The sequence below is a fragment of the Chengkuizengella marina genome (assembly GCF_009910845.1).
Classification (GTDB): Bacteria; Bacillota; Bacilli; order Paenibacillales; family KCTC-33759; genus Chengkuizengella; species Chengkuizengella marina.
In genome coordinates this window covers 102,566-120,932 of sequence record NZ_SIJB01000012.1, presented here as the reverse complement: position 1 = coordinate 120,932, position 18,367 = coordinate 102,566, and the positions used below count along the sequence as shown (strand labels likewise).

At 33.8% G+C, this 18,367-nt stretch carries 14 protein-coding genes; 1 reads left to right on the top strand and 13 read right to left on the bottom strand.

The window, feature by feature from the left end; genetic code table 11:
* Positions 1–17: 17 nt before the first annotated feature.
* The gene (gene pnpS, locus ERL59_RS04915; RefSeq protein ID WP_160645069.1) at positions 18–1,814 is read right to left on the bottom strand and encodes a two-component system histidine kinase PnpS; all 1,797 of its coding nucleotides are present in this window, start codon (positions 1,812–1,814) and stop codon (positions 18–20) included.
* 123 nt (positions 1,815–1,937) lie between these two features.
* The gene (locus ERL59_RS04910) at positions 1,938–3,482 is read right to left on the bottom strand and encodes a fumarate hydratase (protein WP_160645068.1); all 1,545 of its coding nucleotides are present in this window, start codon (positions 3,480–3,482) and stop codon (positions 1,938–1,940) included.
* A 562-nt stretch (positions 3,483–4,044) separates the two neighbouring features.
* On the opposite strand from ERL59_RS04910, the gene yfbR reads away from it, so the two are divergent.
* Complete coding sequence (yfbR, locus tag ERL59_RS04905; RefSeq protein ID WP_407925680.1) at positions 4,045–4,677, top strand: 5'-deoxynucleotidase; 633 nt, start codon at positions 4,045–4,047, stop codon at positions 4,675–4,677.
* Between the two features lie 910 nt (positions 4,678–5,587).
* Here the strand turns inward: yfbR and ERL59_RS04900 are convergent.
* The 11 genes from ERL59_RS04900 to ERL59_RS04850 form a co-directional block, all read right to left on the bottom strand.
* On the bottom strand, positions 5,588–5,983 hold the full coding sequence (locus ERL59_RS04900) for a hypothetical protein (protein ID WP_160645067.1): 396 nt from the start codon (positions 5,981–5,983) through the stop codon (positions 5,588–5,590).
* A 104-nt stretch (positions 5,984–6,087) separates the two neighbouring features.
* Complete coding sequence (mdh, locus tag ERL59_RS04895; protein WP_160645066.1) at positions 6,088–7,032, bottom strand: malate dehydrogenase; 945 nt, start codon at positions 7,030–7,032, stop codon at positions 6,088–6,090.
* A 97-nt stretch (positions 7,033–7,129) separates the two neighbouring features.
* A complete protein-coding gene (gene icd, locus ERL59_RS04890) occupies positions 7,130–8,428 on the bottom strand; it encodes an NADP-dependent isocitrate dehydrogenase (RefSeq protein ID WP_160645065.1) in 1,299 nt (432 codons plus the stop codon).
* 49 nt (positions 8,429–8,477) lie between these two features.
* Positions 8,478–9,593 carry a citrate synthase gene (citZ, locus tag ERL59_RS04885; protein WP_160645064.1) on the bottom strand — a complete coding sequence of 372 codons (1,116 nt, stop codon included), beginning with the start codon at positions 9,591–9,593 and terminating at the stop codon, positions 8,478–8,480.
* A gap of 218 nt (positions 9,594–9,811) precedes the next feature.
* Entirely contained in the window at positions 9,812–10,198 is a 387-nt protein-coding gene (locus ERL59_RS04880) for an FxsA family protein (protein ID WP_160645063.1), read from the bottom strand.
* Between the two features lie 13 nt (positions 10,199–10,211).
* Positions 10,212–10,646: an acyl-CoA thioesterase gene (locus ERL59_RS04875; protein WP_160645062.1), complete on the bottom strand. Its 435-nt coding sequence runs from the start codon at positions 10,644–10,646 to the stop codon at positions 10,212–10,214.
* A 120-nt stretch (positions 10,647–10,766) separates the two neighbouring features.
* Positions 10,767–12,521, bottom strand: a complete 1,755-nt coding sequence (gene pyk / locus ERL59_RS04870) for a pyruvate kinase (protein ID WP_160645061.1) — start codon at positions 12,519–12,521, stop codon at positions 10,767–10,769.
* 23 nt (positions 12,522–12,544) lie between these two features.
* Positions 12,545–13,513 (bottom strand): acetyl-CoA carboxylase carboxyl transferase subunit alpha, encoded by a 969-nt coding sequence (gene accA / locus ERL59_RS04865; protein ID WP_160645060.1) that lies wholly within the window; start codon positions 13,511–13,513, stop codon positions 12,545–12,547.
* Positions 13,503–14,375, bottom strand: a complete 873-nt coding sequence (gene accD, locus ERL59_RS04860; protein WP_160645059.1) for an acetyl-CoA carboxylase, carboxyltransferase subunit beta — start codon at positions 14,373–14,375, stop codon at positions 13,503–13,505. The genes accA and accD overlap by 11 nt, the downstream gene beginning before the upstream one ends.
* A gap of 80 nt (positions 14,376–14,455) precedes the next feature.
* Positions 14,456–14,644, bottom strand: coding sequence for a glutamate decarboxylase (locus ERL59_RS04855; protein WP_160645058.1), 189 nt, complete (start codon positions 14,642–14,644; stop codon positions 14,456–14,458).
* 150 nt (positions 14,645–14,794) lie between these two features.
* Positions 14,795–18,307: a DNA polymerase III subunit alpha gene (locus tag ERL59_RS04850; RefSeq protein WP_160645057.1), complete on the bottom strand. Its 3,513-nt coding sequence runs from the start codon at positions 18,305–18,307 to the stop codon at positions 14,795–14,797.
* Between the last annotated feature and the right edge of the window lie 60 nt (positions 18,308–18,367).

The window sequence follows — 18,367 nt, the reverse complement described above, 5'->3', positions numbered from 1 at the left end:
TGTAAACTATTTGTAAATTATTGTACAAGCGGTAAATCAATGATAAAAGTAGTTCCACTCCCAACGTCGCTTTCCACCTTGATCTCTCCTTTATGCAAATCAACAATATGTTTTACAATAGATAATCCTAACCCTGTTCCTCCAGAGATGCGGGAACGAGCTTTATCCACTCTATAAAAACGTTCAAATATTCGTGGTAAATCTTTTTTTGGAATCCCTATCCCAGTATCTGAAATCTCTATTCGAATTTTCTCATCATTTACATCTTCAGAAAGATTTAAATACGCTACACTAATTTGAATATGCCCTCCCTCAGGAGTATAGTTAATAGCATTGGATAATAAGTTAATAAATACTTGCCTCAATCTATCCTCATCTGCCTCCATGTATAAATCTTGATTTACATTTAGAGAAATATGAATTTGTTTTTCATTAGATTGTGCCTCTAACATTTGTACTGTTTTCTGTACAAATTCCTTCATAGCAATTGGAGAATAATCGAGTGGAATTGCCTTTGATTCAATTTTAGATAAGTCTAATATATCACTAATCAACCGATTTAAACGATCACTTTCATCATAAATGATTTTCAAAAATGATTTTGCAGTCTCCTTGTCATCTAAAGCTCCAGATAAAAGTGTTTCTGAAAAACCTTTTACAGCCGCAATAGGTGTTTTCAACTCATGTGAGACATTTGCAGCAAAATCACTTCTCATCTTTTCTAATTTACGGATCGCTGTAATATCATGCATTACAATTAATATTCCTGACCATTGTCTATGATCTTGGTGCAGTGGAACTAGATTCATTTCTATTGTTCGTTGCTCTGGATAATAGAAGGTTAACTCTTCACGAATATGCTGCTTTTTCTGAATACAGGTTTGTATCAATGTAATTAATTCCTGATTTTGTTTTGTATCCATGTATCGTTTTCCTAATATTTCATTCTCCTTTATACCAAGTATATTTTCAGATGTCCGATTCAATAATACAATTTTGCCATGACGGTCGATCATAATAACGCCACTAATTAAATGTTCTAAAACCGTTTTAAGTCTGATCTCATTTTCTGATATCCGATTCATTTGATACTGTAAACTTGAAGCCATTTTATTTATAGCTTTTCCTAATCGACCTATTTCGTCTTTGTTATATATTTTTACTTTAGATTGATAATTACCACGTGTAATTTGCTGTGCTACCATCATTATATTTTCTAAAGGTTTTGTTAATCCACGAGTAATTAAATAACTGATTACTGCGGTTACAATTAATAAAAAGAAAATCCCAATGATATAATAAGTCCATAATTCATTTGTTTTGTATTCCACTTCATCTAGATTTATCGCTAAACGCAAGTATCCAATAGGGTTATTATTATTGTTAAAAGGAGAAGCAACATATAACATATTATGTTTTATTGTTTCACTGTATCTAATGGCAGTTCCATACTCTCCATTCTCACTAATCGATAATATTTCTTCTCTAAATAAATGATTATCCATTTGCTGAGGATCGAAATCTGACTCTCCTACAACATTTCCTTCAAGATCAATAAATGTGATTCTAGCTTGAGTTGACTTACTGAGTTCTTCAGCACCTTCACTAAAATAAGCAATCAATTCTTGATCATTCACAGTGTTTCTCCAAGTCAATGTGTTTTGGATTACTTTAATCTCCTGGAGTAATTGATCCTTCAAAAATTGCAGCTGAGAATCCTTTAATTTCTCAACTGTAAAAAAACCTGCCCCTAGTGCAGTTACTGCCAACAAAGCAATTATAATTAATGTTAATCTTACCCGTAATTTGACCATCAGAAACCCCTATCTTTCTATATCCCAAAACAAAGAAAATTACATTATTTTACTTTTAATATAAAAAAGAAATCCTAGTATCAAAAGATACTGGGATATTATTTTATTATAAACTATTTTGTTCTAAAATACTGATTCTTTAAATTGAGCTAATTTTTCAAGTGATGATTTTTCAACGTCTGCATGTAAGCTATTTCCATGAGCATCCATTGTCACAATGGCTGCAAACCCTTCTACTTGTAAATGCCACATCGCTTCAGGAATCCCGAATTCTAAAAAGTCTACACTATCTACTTTTTTTATGGATTCAGCATAATATTGAGCAGCACCACCGATGGCATTTAAGTAAACTCCACCATGTTCTTTTAAAGCTGATAAAGTTTTTGCTCCCATACCGCCTTTTCCGATAACTGCACGAATACCAAATTTTTTAATGATATCACCTTGATAAGGTTCTTCACGAATACTCGTGGTTGGACCAGCTGCTTTTACAACGTATTCATTATCTACTTTAGCCATTACAGGACCACAATGATAAATAATACCGCCATTAAGATCTACAGGAGATTCGCTCTCCATTAAGTACTTGTGTAATGCATCTCGCCCAGTATGAATGGCCCCATTAATAATAACCACATCACCAACTTTTAAGTCGCGAATTTGTTCCTCAGTAATTGGAGCTTGTAAAACGACTTTTTTTTGATCAGATGAATGATTTCCTTTATCAGATACTACTTTATTTTGGTTTGCATCATTTGTCTTATCATCACTACCTTTATCATAAATCCATTCATTAATTTCCCCAGAAGTAGAATCTATCAAAACACCTAAACGGCGAAATGCCCAGCAATTATAAGCTACTGATACAAAAAAACTAGCAGGTAAACGATTCATTACCCCTACTTTACAACCTAGCAGAGTCACTTCCCCTCCAAATCCCATCGTTCCGATACCTAACTTATTTGCATTTTTCATAACGTATTCTTCTAGCTTTTGCAAATCAGGATTTGGATTTATATCATACACTTCACGGAAAAGTTGTTTCTTTGCAAGTTCATATCCGGTTGTACGGTCACCACCAATTCCTACACCAATGAATCCAGCACTACATCCTTGTCCTTGTGCTTGATAAACAGAATGCAGAATACACTTTCGAATACCGTCAAGATCTCGACCAGCTTTACCTAAGCCTTCAAGTTCCATCGGTAAACTGTATTGAATATTTTTATTTTCACAACCTCCACCTTTTAATATTAAACGAATATCAATGTCATTTTTTTCCCATTGTTCGAAGTGGATAACTGGCGTTCCTTCTCCAATATTATCACCACTGTTTTCACCTGTAAGTGAATCTACAGAATTTGGACGAAGTTTACTGTTTTGTGTCGCTCTATTTATAGCTGAAAGAATGTCTTTTTTCATTTCAATTTGATTGGCTCCCACAGGTGTATGCACTATAAAAGTAGGCATCCCTGTATCCTGACAAATCGGTGAAATATTAGTTTCAGCCATACTAATGTTATTCGAAATAGTAGATAGAGATAAAGATGCTCTCGTTCCCTCATTCTCTTTAGATTTTGCTCTCTTGATTGCTTTTCGTACATCTACAGGTAAATTTGTTGATGTTTCTACGATTAATTGATAAACGCTTTTTTCAAAATGTTTCATGGTATAGAAATACTCCCCCCCGTATAAAGCTATGTTATTTAAAAGTGCATCTTCATTTTTCATACTAGAAAGATGATTGCATATGTATTAACACAAAATTCACTTTCAATATTATATCATAAAAGTAAACATTTCATTATTATTCAACTAAGAAGCATATTCTTGTTCATGAAATATTTATTATTTTCAAAAAAAATAACCATACAGTTTGTTGTATGGTTATTTTTCCAATTTAACAAAATACTCTGTGTGGGAAGAATCGCTTGAAAGGGATTAAGACGGCTAGAATGATCACCAGCAGTATAAATAAAACCAGTACTACAACAACAATACCTACGATGAAAAACATAATATACACTCACCTCCCCAACCATTTCTATTATAGTATATGTCTTATACAGCAATTAGATTGGACTATTCCCCCGATGTAAATGACTATTTTAATTACCTGTTTACGAACATTTGTTTTATTCACTTATAATTATTGTGATATAATACTGCTAACAAATATGGTTCTGATTTCATATCCTATAGGATCAGAATAGAAAGTTGGGTATTTTATATGATGGAAAACAGCCATTTTTTAGCTTATTTATATCGGCTACGATACATTAAAAGATGGAGTCTAATGCGAAATGTAGTAAATGAAAATGTTGCTGAGCACTCCTATCATGTTTCACTTATCACACACGTATTATGCTCTATAGCAAATGAAGTATTTGATAAAAACATAAATACAGAAAAAGCTGTTTGTATAGCTTTGTTTCATGATGCAACTGAAGTTTTTACTGGGGACATACCAACCCCTGTCAAACATCATAATGATCAAATCTTAAATAGTTTTAGAGAAATTGAAGAATTAGCATCAGATCGACTTATGAATACTGTTCCAGATGTGTTAAAACCAAAGTATGAAACTTTAATACAAAACAGTGAATCTGATCAAGAATTAATGAAATATGTAAAAGCGGCTGATGAGATTGATGCTTATTTAAAATGTATTTCTGAATTCTCTGCTGGTAACAGGGAATTTGCAACAGCCAAAAAAGATATTGAATTAAGTTTGAAAAACAAAAATATGCCTGAAGTTGATTTCTTTCTAAACTCACTTGCACCAAGTTTTGAAAAAACATTAGATGAATTAAGTCTGTTCAGCAGAAATAAAGGTATCCAAAATAGTGAATATAATTCTTAGAAAATAATTTAGTCCAGAATTATACATTTAAATAACTAAGCCCTTTCATCTATATTGAAAGGGTTTAGTTTTTTCGATTTTTTCCGAGTAACATGATCCTATTCAAAAAGGAGATTTAACACTGCAACTACCTCACCACTATTTCAGTGAGATAATATATACAATGTTAGAAAATAGATTCGTATGGAATAGTACATTGATGAAAGTACCCAATTTCATTTGTAAACCTCACTTTTATAAAAAATAGTGAGGTTTACATGAGGTATATAAAAGAGGGCAGGAAGTAGAATATTCCTTAAATCTTCTATTTACTTCATCAATAACATTTTCTTACTGCTGCAATTAAAATAATCACTAATAAAATAAATAACACTAATACAACAACTAAAATTCCTCCCATTCATTTCACCTCCTATCATGAAGAGATACTATATACTATGTTCAAACCTTTCCTTTGGTATAAACAAGTATCCTTAGACATGTACACATTATTAGCAGTTGAGATAATCACACATGCAAAAGCCTCACTACTTTAAATAATAGTGAGGTTTTTCACTAGAGGTAAAACGAGCGCATCGATGATAGAATATCATTAAACCTTCTCTTTATTTATCAATAACATTTTCTTACTGCTGCAATTAAAATAATCACTAATAGAATAAATAACACTAGTACAATACCTACAGATCCTCCCATTGATTTCACCTCCTATCAATAAGAGATTAATATATACTATGCTCAAACCTTTCATCTGGTATAGACAAGTATCCATAGATAGATACACATTTTATCGCTTAGTATTGAACTTAGAAAATAAAAATTTTTACTGATTAGCGAGTCTTTTAAAGTCAAAAAAACACCAAAAGTACTTTATAGTACTTTCGGTGTTTTTTTATAATTGTTATTCAAATTACAACAGACCAGGATTGTACATTAAAACAATAATGATGAGTACAGCAATTGCATTAATGAAACTAAATATTTTTGCTTTTTTAACATCCTTATCAATCGCACTCCGATCCCTTACACGTTTTAATGGTTTTGAGATCATTCCCGTCATAGCAAACATAATTAGTATCAACAACACTACAACAATCATCCAAACGATGGAATATCCTTCATATTGACTTATTAAATAACCACCTGTCAAAAATGAAATAATTAATATGTACATTCCTATACGATTAATAAAGACAGATACTTTTGCTAACCCTTCATTTCCATTTTTTAAAGATAGGATAAGAAACGGAAGTATGATATAAGCAATTAATAATAAACCTACTATTGTATGAAGTTGTGCCCACATATGAATAACCCTCCATCTATTTAATTAAATAAACCTTCACCCATAGGTGATTTTAGCATAAAAAGAGTATGGAATAAATCCATACTCTTTTTATCCTATCATGTTTAACCGTTGTCTACAACACTGATCACTTTACGAACAGACTCTGCTGACTTATCTAAAGCTGTTTTTTCTTCTTCTGTCAATTCTAATTCGATAATTTTTTCAATTCCATCTCCACCAAGGATCGTTGGAACCCCAATAAATAAATTATCATATCCATATTCACCTTCAAGAAATGCAATAGAAGGCAATACACGTTTTTTATCTTTTAATATGGCTTCTGTCATTTGAACTAGAGAAGCAGCAGGTGCATAATATGCACTTCCATTTCCTAGTAAACCTACGATCTCTCCTCCACCTGTACGCGTACGTTTTACAATGGCTTCAATGCGATCAGCTGGCATTAATTTATCAATGGGTATCCCTGCTACATTCGTGTAACGTACTAGTGGTACCATATCATCCCCATGACCGCCTAATACAAAACCGTGAACATCTTCAATGGAAACATTTAATTCTTGAGAAATAAAAGTAAAGTAACGTGCAGTATCTAAAACACCTGATTGGCCAATTACACGATTTTTAGGGAACTCAAGCGTATTAAATGCTACATATGTCATAGCATCTACTGGATTACTTAAAATGATTACATATGAATCTGGGCAATATTTTTTTACATTCTCACATACAGATTTCATGATACCTGCATTCGTATTTACTAAATCATCTCTACTCATACCAGGTTTACGTGCAATTCCTGCTGTAATAATGACCACATCAGCACCTTCAGCATCTTCATAACTTGAAGTACCAATAATGTTGCTATCAAAGCCTTGTACTGGACTTGCCTCTAACATATCTAGCGCTTTACCTTTTGTCGGATTCTCTAGGCCAGGAATATCAATTAATACTACGTCACCCAATTCTTTTTGAGCTAACATAAGTGCAGTAGTTGCTCCAGTAAATCCAGCTCCTACAACTGCAATTTTTTTTCTTTGAATTGCCATTTAAGATTCTCCTCTTTTAAGTAATTTTTATTTTTTTACTCTTTAAAGTCCCCTCACTTCAATCAGTGAGGGGATTTTCATTAAAACTATTTTATTTTTAAGCCATGTGTTTGATAATTTCATCTGCAAATTCAGAACATTTCACTTTTGTAGCATTTTCCATTAATCTTTCAAAATCATATGTTACTGTTTTGTTAGAAATTGCTGTTTCCATCCCTTTGTAAATTAAATTAGCAGCTTCATTCCAACCTAAATGTTCAAGCATTAGTACACCTGATAGAATGACAGAACCTGGGTTAACTACATCTAAACCAGCGTATTTTGGAGCTGTTCCGTGAGTTGCTTCAAAGATTGCATGTCCAGTAACATAATTGATATTTGCACCAGGAGCAATACCAATTCCACCTACCTGAGCAGCTAAAGCATCAGATAAATAGTCACCATTTAAGTTCAAAGTAGCTATAACTTCAAAATCTTTCGGACGAGTAAGTACTTGTTGTAGTGCAATATCTGCAATTGCATCCTTTACTAGTATCTTACCAGCAGCAAGGGCTTCATCTTGAGCTTTATCAGCAGCCTCTTTGCCTTCAGCTTCTTGGATTCGATCATATTGCCCCCAAGTAAATACTTTATCACCGAATTCTTCTTCAGCTAATTCATAACCCCAGTTTTTAAATGCACCTTCAGTAAATTTCATAATGTTTCCTTTATGTACTAAGGTTACACTTTTACGTCCATGTTTAATCGCATATTCGATTGCACCCTTGACAAGACGTTTTGTCCCTTCAGAAGAAACGGGTTTAATTCCAATACCTGAAGTTTCAGGAAAACGAATTTTGTTTACTCCCATTTCATTCTGTAAAAATTGAATGACTTTTTTTACTTCTTCAGATCCTTGTTGATATTCAATTCCTGCATAAATATCTTCTGTATTCTCTCGGAAAATAACCATATCAACCAATTCAGGTTGCTTAACTGGTGAAGGAACACCATCAAAATAACGTACTGGACGAAGACAAGTATATAAATCTAATTCTTGTCGAAGTGCAACGTTTAAAGAACGAATTCCTCCTCCGATAGGTGTCGTTAAAGGTCCTTTAATTGCAACAATATATTCCCTTATTGCAGTTAAAGTATCTTCTGGCAACCACTCATTAAATTTATTAAAAGCTTTCTCACCTGCAAAAACTTCATACCAAGCAATTTCTTTTTCACCGTTATAGGCTTTTTCTACTGCAGCATCTAATACTCGTTTTGAAGCTGCCCATATATCAGGACCTGTCCCATCTCCTTCAATAAAAGGAATAATTGGTTTATTAGGAACTTGCAATTGTCCATTCTGAATTGTAATTTTCTCACCGTTTGTTGGTAAATCGTAATTGTTGAATTGTACCATGTATATAGGTACCTCCTTCATTCTGCTAAAGTTTTTTTAAGAACTTATATTATCTGTTTTCTATATCGACATATGGTTGGCTAGATGGTCCAATATATTCAGCGCGAGGGCGAATTAAACGATTGTTGTCTAATTGCTCTAAAATGTGAGCAGTCCAACCAGATACACGACTAAATGCAAAAATAGGTGTAAATAAATCACGGGGAATCTGTAAGGATGTATACACAGAAGCTGAATAAAAATCAGTATTTGGTTTTAATCCTTTTTTCTCGGTAATCATTTTTTCAATGATAGTTGACATATCATACCACTTCATCTCGCCAGTGATTTTACCTAATTCATAGGACATTTTTTGTAAATGTTTAGCTCTAGGGTCACCTGTTTTATAAACACGATGTCCAAATCCCATGATTTTTTCTTTATTTTCTAATTTCTTTTCAATGTACGGTTCAGCATTTTCAATGGTACCTATTTCTTCTAACATCACCATTACTGCTTCATTTGCTCCACCATGAAGAGGTCCTTTCAATGTACCGATGGCTGATGTAACTCCAGAATAAACATCTGATAATGTTGCAACCGTCACACGAGAAGCAAAAGTTGAAGCATTTAATTCATGATCAGCATGTAAAATTAAGGCTTTGTCTAAAGCTTCTATCGCAATAGGATCTGGTTCATCACCTGTAAGTGTGTATAAGAAGTTATAACAAAGGGATGCATCTTTTTTAGGTTGAATTGGTTCTTTTCCTTCTCTAATTCTTGCAAAAGCAGAAATGATTGTCGGAATTTTGGCTTGAAGACGAATTGCTTTTCTTATGTTTGCTTCCTTACTCATATCCTCTGCTTCTTCATCATACAATGCTAAACTTGAAACAGCTGTACGAAGTGCAGCCATCGCGTTAGCATCTTTAGGAAATAGTCTGATTTGATCTAAAACTTCATTCGGAATTACCATATTTTCAACTATTTGTTTTTTGAATTCTGTTAATTCTGTTTGATTTGGCAATTTACCATACCATAATAAATAAACAACTTCTTCAAAAGTACCTTTTTCAGCTAAATCATCAATGTTAATACCACGATATGTTAATACACCATCAATAATGGAGCTTACTGAAGAAGTAGTAGCCACGATACCTTCTAAACCTTTTGTAGGTGCTGTCATTATATACTCTCCTTTATTTAAAGATATAAATTACTTGAATTGATTATCCAAATATTTAACTCTTTTAGTTTAATAGTCATTCACATTAATGATAAAGGATTTCATACAAATTGTGAACTCATCTGGACATAAAACTTCATTATCATTATTATAAAGATTATTTTATTCCATACTGAATTCACATTCATCCTGTTTTTATATGTACTTAAAAACATATTCTAAAAACGGATGATGGTTCCTTTGGACATTAGCTTTTTTATAAAATACAAAATCCATGCCTTAAAAAAACCTCTTGTCATTGGTAAAACAAGCAAAAAGCCTATAGTATCCGTTAAAAATCCTGGAGTAAGTAAAAGTAATCCACCTGAAAATATACATATACCGTCTAAAATAGAACCTGCTGGTACACGGCCAGATGACATTTCAATTCTAGCCTGATTCATGACCTTGGACCCTTCGCTTCTTGCTAAAAAAGCACCTATAAATCCAGTAAGTAAAATTAAAATAAACGTTTCAAATCCACCGATTAATCCTCCCACTGTGATTAATCCCCAAATTTCTATTGCAGGTACAACGATCATAATGACAACGAGTAAACGAAACATAATAACACTCCTTTCATTTTACTTTGTCAATTACAGCTCCTTTTGTCAAACGTTCATATAACTCTGGTGCTACTTCATCCAAACGAACCGTTCTCCATTCTGCGTTTAACCATACGTGTACTGTTTTTCCAGTAACTAAAAGGTCATCACCTTTTTTAACTTCAACTTCAAAAATGATTTTTTTATTCGTAAATTCAACCACTTTCGTATAAATATCAATAACATCATCATATTTAGCAGGTTTTCTAAAGCTCATTTGTACATCAACAACGGGAAGGTATAGACCTAATTTTTCTATTTCGCTATAACTATAACCCATCTCTCTTACATATTCTGTCCTTCCTATTTCAAACCAATTCAAATAATTCCCATGGTGTACTACACCCATTTGATCTGTTTCTTGATATCTTACCCTTACTGAGTGCTTTAGCCATTCTGTTGTCTCCACTATGTACCCCTCCTACTTTATCCATATTTTTATTTTAACATAATAAAAAGAGCTAGTCAGATTTGGCTGACAAAGCTCTTAGAAAGTAAAGTTTAATCTATATGATTGTGATTAAAGAGGTTATAATGTTTCTGATTTCCCAGAATAAATGAAGCCTTGTTCACTATATACAGAAACATCCATGCCATCTTTTAATATGTCTAGAGCATTCTGTACATTTACAATAACAGGAATACCTAGTTCAACTCCTACTACTGCTGCATGTGAAGTAAGACCACCTGTCTCAGTTATAATTGCTGATGCTTTTTGCATCGCTGGAATATAATCCTTATCGGTTCCAATTGTCACTAATATACATCCTTCTGAAACCTTTTCTTTGGCTTCTTCTGGTGTACGGGCTGCAACAACTTTACCTGTTACACTATAACTACCTATTCCTTGACCTTTAGCAATCATTTCGCCAATGTGGTGGATTTTAATTAAGTTTGTTGTGCCTGAACGCCCAATTGGAACTCCTGCTGTGATCACTACTAAATCTCCGAATTGAACATACCCTGCTCTCAAACCACTATTTACTGCTAATTCAAACATTTTATCTGTAGACTCTGCCTGCTCTCCTTTAACTGGATTCACTCCCCAAACTAACGATAAGCGACGCATAACCACTTCATCAGGAGTTACTGCAATAATTGGAGACTTCGGACGATATTTGGAAACCATTCGAGCTGTATAACCACTTTGTGTGGAAGTGAAAATAGCTTTTGCATTTAAATCTAAAGCTGAGTTCGCAACGGATTGACTGATGGATTCAGTAACCGTTATTTGTTGAATACTCGATTGTTTTAAGAAGATTTCACGGTATTCAAGTGCAGATTCTGCTTTTTCTGCAATTCGAGCCATTGTCTGTACTGATTCCAAAGGATATTTCCCTTGAGCTGTTTCTCCAGATAACATGATAGCATCCGTTCCATCAAAAATCGCATTGGCAACATCACTCGCTTCTGCTCTAGTTGGGCGAGGGTTACGCTGCATAGAATCAAGCATTTGTGTGGCCGTAATCACTGGTTTCCCTGATTGGTTACATTTATCAATCATTCGTTTTTGAACTAATGGTACTTCTTCAGCTGGAATTTCAACTCCAAGATCTCCACGTGCCACCATTAAACCATCGGATACTTCTAAAATTTCATCAAGATTGTCTACACCTTCTTGATTCTCAATTTTTGAAATGATATGAATATGCTGTGCATTATAACGTTGTAATAAATCCCGAATTTCTAATACATCACTTGCTTTTCGCACAAATGAAGCTGCAATAAAGTCTACCCCTTGCTCAATTCCAAAAATAATATCATTGGTATCCTTTTCAGTTATACCAGGTAAAGAAATCTTTACCCCAGGTACATTTACACCTTTTCTACTGCCAAGCAAGCCACCATTCACAATTTGACATTTAATTTCAGTATTTTGGACTTCCACAACTTTCAAACCAATTAATCCATCATCAATTAATATCGTAGATCCGATTTGAACTTCTTCGGGAAGTTTGTCATAAGTAATAGCTACACGATTTTGATCACCTTGAATTTCTTCTGTAGTTAAGGTAATAAATTCGTTGGCAACAAGTTGAACCTTATCTTCCTTTAATTTCCCTGTTCTAATTTCAGGTCCTTTTGTATCTAATAAGATGGCAACAGTCTTACCTAACTCTTCACTAGCTTTTCTGATATTTGTGATGCGATTTCCATGTTCTTCAAAATCACCATGAGAGAAATTTAATCTTCCCACATTCAACCCTGCTTGGATTAGCTTTTTAGTTTTTTCCAATGTTTCACTTGCTGGTCCTAAAGTACATACAATTTTTGTTTTACGCATGTTTCTACTCCTCCTAGTCCAAACTAATATACTTCCTCAGGCACAGTAAAACTCCCTATTTTCCTAAATTTGTTGTATCTATCTTCTTTTATCTCAAATTCATCCAACCCATTAAGTTGTAGTAGATGTTTCAATATGGTTTCTTTTATCATCTCAGCTTGGTATTTAACGTCCTTATGAGCTCCCCCTTTTGGTTCAGGAATGATATCATCAGCTACTCCAAAGTTATGAATATGATTTGCTGTTATTCTCATGGACTCTGCTGCAAGAAGAGACTTGGAAGCATCTTTGTAAAGGATAGAAGCAGCAGCTTCAGGGCTGCTCACTGAATAAATGGCGTTTTCTAACATAAGCACTCTATTTCCCACACCTAATGCCAGAGCTCCACCACTACCACCTTCACCAATAACAATACAAATTATAGGTACTTCAAAACCAGCCATTTCCAATAAATTCTTAGCTATAGCTTCTGCCTGACCTCTTTCTTCTGCAGCACCACCTGGATAAGCACCAGGGGTATCAATAAATGTAATAATGGGTCTTTTAAATTTATTTGCTTGTTTCATTAAACGCAATCCTTTACGGAATCCTTCAGGGTGAGGCATTCCAAAATTACGTGCTATATTATCCTTAGTGTCTTTTCCTTTCTGATGACCAACAATAGTAACTGGTTGTCCATTCAACTTAGCAATTCCACCAACAATCGCTAAATCATCCCCATACGTACGATCACCATGCAATTCTATAAAATCATCAAATATGTGTTGAACATAATCTAAAGTGGTAGGACGCAAAGGATGCCTTGCTATTAGTATCTTTTGAGAGACTGTTAAATTAGAAAAAATCTCTTCCTCCAAGTCCGTATATCTTTGTTCAAGGCGATTGATTTCTTCTGATATATCAATTTCTTTTTCAATACCAAATTTACGTATCTCATTAATTTTTTCACGTAATTCTATAAGAGGTTTTTCAAATGGCAGTTCATTCGCCATATTCGTTTTCCTCCTTTGTTAAATGTAAATCCAATAATTTAATTAACGTGTTTCTCATTTGATCACGTGGCACAACTTTGTCCAGCTGTCCATGTTTTAAATTAAATTCAGCTGTTTGAAAGGTTTCTGGTAATTTTTGCCTAATCGTCTGCTCGATCACTCTTCTACCAGTAAATCCAAAAGCAGCACCTGGTTCTGCGATAATGTAATCTCCTAACATCGCAAAGCTCGCAGGAACGCCTCCAAAAGTTGGATCTGTAATAATGGAAATATACAATCCACCTTGATCACTAAATTTTTGGATTGCTGCGCTTGTTTTGGCCATTTGCATTAGACTTAAAATACTTTCTTCCATCCTAGCACCACCAGATGTAGAAAAAATAAGCAGTGGATAGTTTTTATTCATTGCAGTTTCAATCGCTCTAGTTACTTTTTCACCAACAACAGATCCCATGCTTCCGCCAAAAAATTCAAAGCTCATCCCTGCCACTACCACAGGAAAACCTCCAATGGTTCCTTCTCCTGTGATGATGGAATCTTTAAAACCAGTTTTATCCTGATGTTTTGCTATCTTTTCTTTATATCCTGGAAAATCTAATGGATCTTCAGAAATCATATCACTGTCAAATTCAAATATTCTTCCATCATCTAATGTGATTTGAAATCTTTCTTGGGCATTTAATCTAAAATGATAACCACAACCTGAACAAACTTTTAAATTTTTTTCTAACTCTTTATTAAATTGAATAGTTCCACATTTTGGACACTTGTTCATCAATCCTTCTGGAATATTGTCTCGCTTAGAGTTTTCAGAAGGGATTGTTGCATATTTTCTTTTTTTATTAAATAGATCTTTAAACACTATTACACCTCACAAGGCGTTTTATTTTTACACGCTTCATTTTTATAAGGTTAAACTAACATGTATGTATTGCAGCTTGGTTATGTATGAAGCAGGGTACTTAGTACCTCTTGTACTTCTTCCACTTCTCCCTCAGGGACCAATATTTCAAATTGATTTTTGGATAATCCGCTTGATTTTATTTTTACAAAAAAACCTTCGGTTGTCAGGTTATCCTTTAATCGCTCAGCCATTTTTTCAGTGGGTGCAATATAAATTACTGTCCACATGAATGAAGAACCTCCTGAATTTGTTTGTAAGTTATAGATTAAAGTTTCTTGATAAACCTTATCCTTCCCCATAACAAAGCTTATCCTAGATTTTACGAATTGTAAAGTGATGAAAAGTGATCAATAAGTGATTTGTTTTATGATACCCAATTATCTTACTTTTACTGTTCCTTTCCCTAATATTGCTTCTATAGATGTAAAAAGATCTTGTGAAGGTTTTATATTGTATGATTCATTTAATGCTACAATCTTATGGGGTTGTTCATAAAATAATATGACCTCAAGAGACCCTGAATGTTTTTTCAGCAATTTTTTTAATCTCACTAGTTTTTCAACACTTTGATTCATTTCCATGATCTTAATGTATACTTGCTGTTTATTATTCAGTTTACTTTTTTCCTTTTTCTCAGCATGCTTTTGTATAGAACTTTCTTTAACAACAATTTCTTTGTTGATTTCATCAATGGGAACAACACGCTGTGCCAATAGCTTTACTGATTCATCTTGATGTTGTAGTTTTCCATCAAGATATACAATTTTCCCTTTTTCGATGTTTTTCCCATATATTTTCCATGTTTCGGGAAAAATAACGGCTTCAATTTTAGCAACACGATCTTCTATTTCCATAAAAGCCATTTGCTGACCTTTCTTTGTTAAAATCATTCTAAATGATGAAATCATACCTACTACTCGAACAACGGTATTTTCCTTCATCTCCCCCAATAGATGGATTTCATTTATAGTTAATTTGGCAATTTCATCTTGGTATGCATCAAGGGGATGGCCAGAAACGAATAAACCCAACATTTCTTTTTCTTGTTCTAACCTTTGTATTTCTGTAAAGGCTAAAACATCTGGATAATCTATTGTCCAGTTCATTTCCTCCGTTAGTCCAAATAGATGGATTTGTAAATCCTCTCTTTCCTTTTTCCATTTCACAGCTGCATCCATCGTTTCATCCAACATAGCTAGCAATTGGGCACGATGACCAGGAAGCAAGTCAAAAGCTCCACTTAATATAAGCGATTCAACAACTCTTGTATTACATGCTTTAGAGTCCACTTTTTGACAAAAATCCAACAAGTTTTCAAATGGCGAAATTTGTCTTTCCTTGATGATAGATTTCATTGCTGTTGTTCCAACATTTTTAATGGCAGCCAAACCGAATCGAATAGCACCTTTCCATTGATCATTGAAGTTTAGGTTAGTAACTGGTGTAAACAAAATATCACTTTCATTTACATCTGGCGGTAATACTTTGATATTCATTCTTCTGCATTCATCAATATATTCGGCTAATTTCCCTTGATTTCCAATCACGGAAGTTAACATAGCAGACATAAACTGTACTGGATAATGTGCCTTTAAATAAGCCGTTTGAAATGCTAATACACCATAAGCAGTTGCATGAGCTCTTGGGAATCCATAATCCGCAAAACGAACGATCATATCATAGACTTTATTTGCATCTGTTTCTGGATACCCTTCATTTATACTTCCTGTTACGAAAGCCTCACGTTGTTTATTTAACTCTTCTCTTTTCTTTTTAGATACAGCTCGTCTAAGAAGATCTGCCTCACCCAAACTAAATCCTGCCATCTTTGATGCAATTTGCATAATTTGCTCTTGATACACGATAATGCCATATGTGTCAGATAATATGGATTTGAGAGAGGAGTGAGGGTATTCCACTTCAATTTGCTTATGTTTACCCTGAATATATTTGGGAATAAACTCCATTGGCCCAGGTCGATATAAGGCTAACACGGAAATAATATCCTCAAATTCTGAAGGCTTTAACTCTTTTAGGACACGACGTACACCAGAGGATTCTAATTGAAAGATTCCTGTAGTTTCCCCTTTGCTTAACATCTCATATGTTGTTGCATCATTTACATTTATTTTTTGTAAATCTATTTCTACATCAGCCTGTTGTTTGATCCAATCCAGTGTTCTTTCAATAATAGATAGTGTGCGAAGACCTAAAAAATCCATCTTTAGAAGTCCAATAGATTCTAACTGCTCCATAGGATATTGAGTTAATGGAATTTGATCTGTTCCTTCTTGCAGAGGAACGTAATTTGTTAAAGGTTCTTTAGATATAACAACACCCGCTGCATGAGTAGAAGCATGTCTAGGAAAACCTTCTACTTTAGATGCCATATTTAAAAGTTCATAAATTTTCTCGTTTTTTTCATAAGTACTTTTTAGATCAGGATTATAAGAAATGGCTTTATCAATGGTAATGCCAAGCTGATTCGGAATCATTTTTGCTGTTTTATCCACTTCCTGATATGGAAAGTTTAGCACTCTTCCAACATCTCTTACAGCGGCTTTTGCTGCCATTGTACCAAAAGTGATAATTTGGGCTACATGTTCTGACCCATATTTTTGTACAACATAATCAATCACTTCTTCTCGTCTCTCATCACTAAAATCAATATCAATATCTGGCATAGAAATTCTTTCAGGATTTAAAAACCTTTCAAATAGGAGTTGGTAACGTATCGGATCGACGTCCGTTATATTTAATACATAGGCGACTAAACTACCAGCTGAAGATCCTCTTCCTGGTCCAGTCATAATGTTTTTTTCATGTGCAAAACGAATAAAGTCCCAAACGATTAAAAAATAATCCGAATACCCCATATTTTGAATGACACGAAGTTCGTAATCTAGTCTTTCCCTCACTTCTGTCTGAAACGATAAATCCTGCCACTCTTGTAAGGCTCTATATCTTTTTAGTAAACCTTTTTCACAAAGCTCTTTCAAATAAGTATGTGAGTTAAATTCCTCTGGTATTGGTGCATATTGGGGTAAAATAGACGTTCCTAATGATAGCTGCAGATTACATTTGTCTTCAATAATTTTTGTATTACGAATTGCTTCAGGTACAAATGAAAATAAATCATTCATCTCAGATTGACTTTTTAAATACAGTTGATCTGTTTGAAACTTCATTCTATGTGAATCCTCTATCGTTTTACCAGTGCCGATACAAATTAAAACATCCTGTACAGAATAGTCCTCTTGTTGAATATAATGGACATCATTTGTTGCTACTAATTGTATTCCGGTTTCACGACTTAGTTTGATCATGTTATTCATCACTTTTTTCTGTTCATAAATACCATGGTCCTGCAGCTCTAAATAAAAATCGTCTCCAAATATACTTTGATAACGTTTGGCTGCCTTTTTAGCTATATCCCACTCTTCATGAAGTAAATGTTGAGAAACTTCTCCTCCTAAACAAGCGCTTAAACATATGAGTCCCTCTGCATGTTGTTTTAAATATCGCTCATCAATTCTAGGTTTATAGTGATGTCCTTTGAGATGTGCGATCGAACAAATTTTCATTAAGTTTTTATAACCTTTTTCATTTTTGCATAACAATATTAGATGATATATCGGACTCTCTTTTCTAGATTTTTTTTCATGCAAAGATTCAGCCGTGAAATATACCTCACAACCAATGATGGGTTTTATATTGTTTTTTAGACACGATTTATAAAAAGGGAGAGCTCCATACATCACGCCATGATCAGTTAATGCAAGTGCACTCATGGATAAATCAGAAGCTTTTTTCGTTAATTGATCGATTCGAGCTGCTCCATCCAATAAACTATATTCACTATGTACGTGAAGATGAGTAAAGCTTTCCATTTCTCCTACCGCTCCTTATAATCATCTCAAAGCTAGTTATTTAACTTCATTTTACCATAA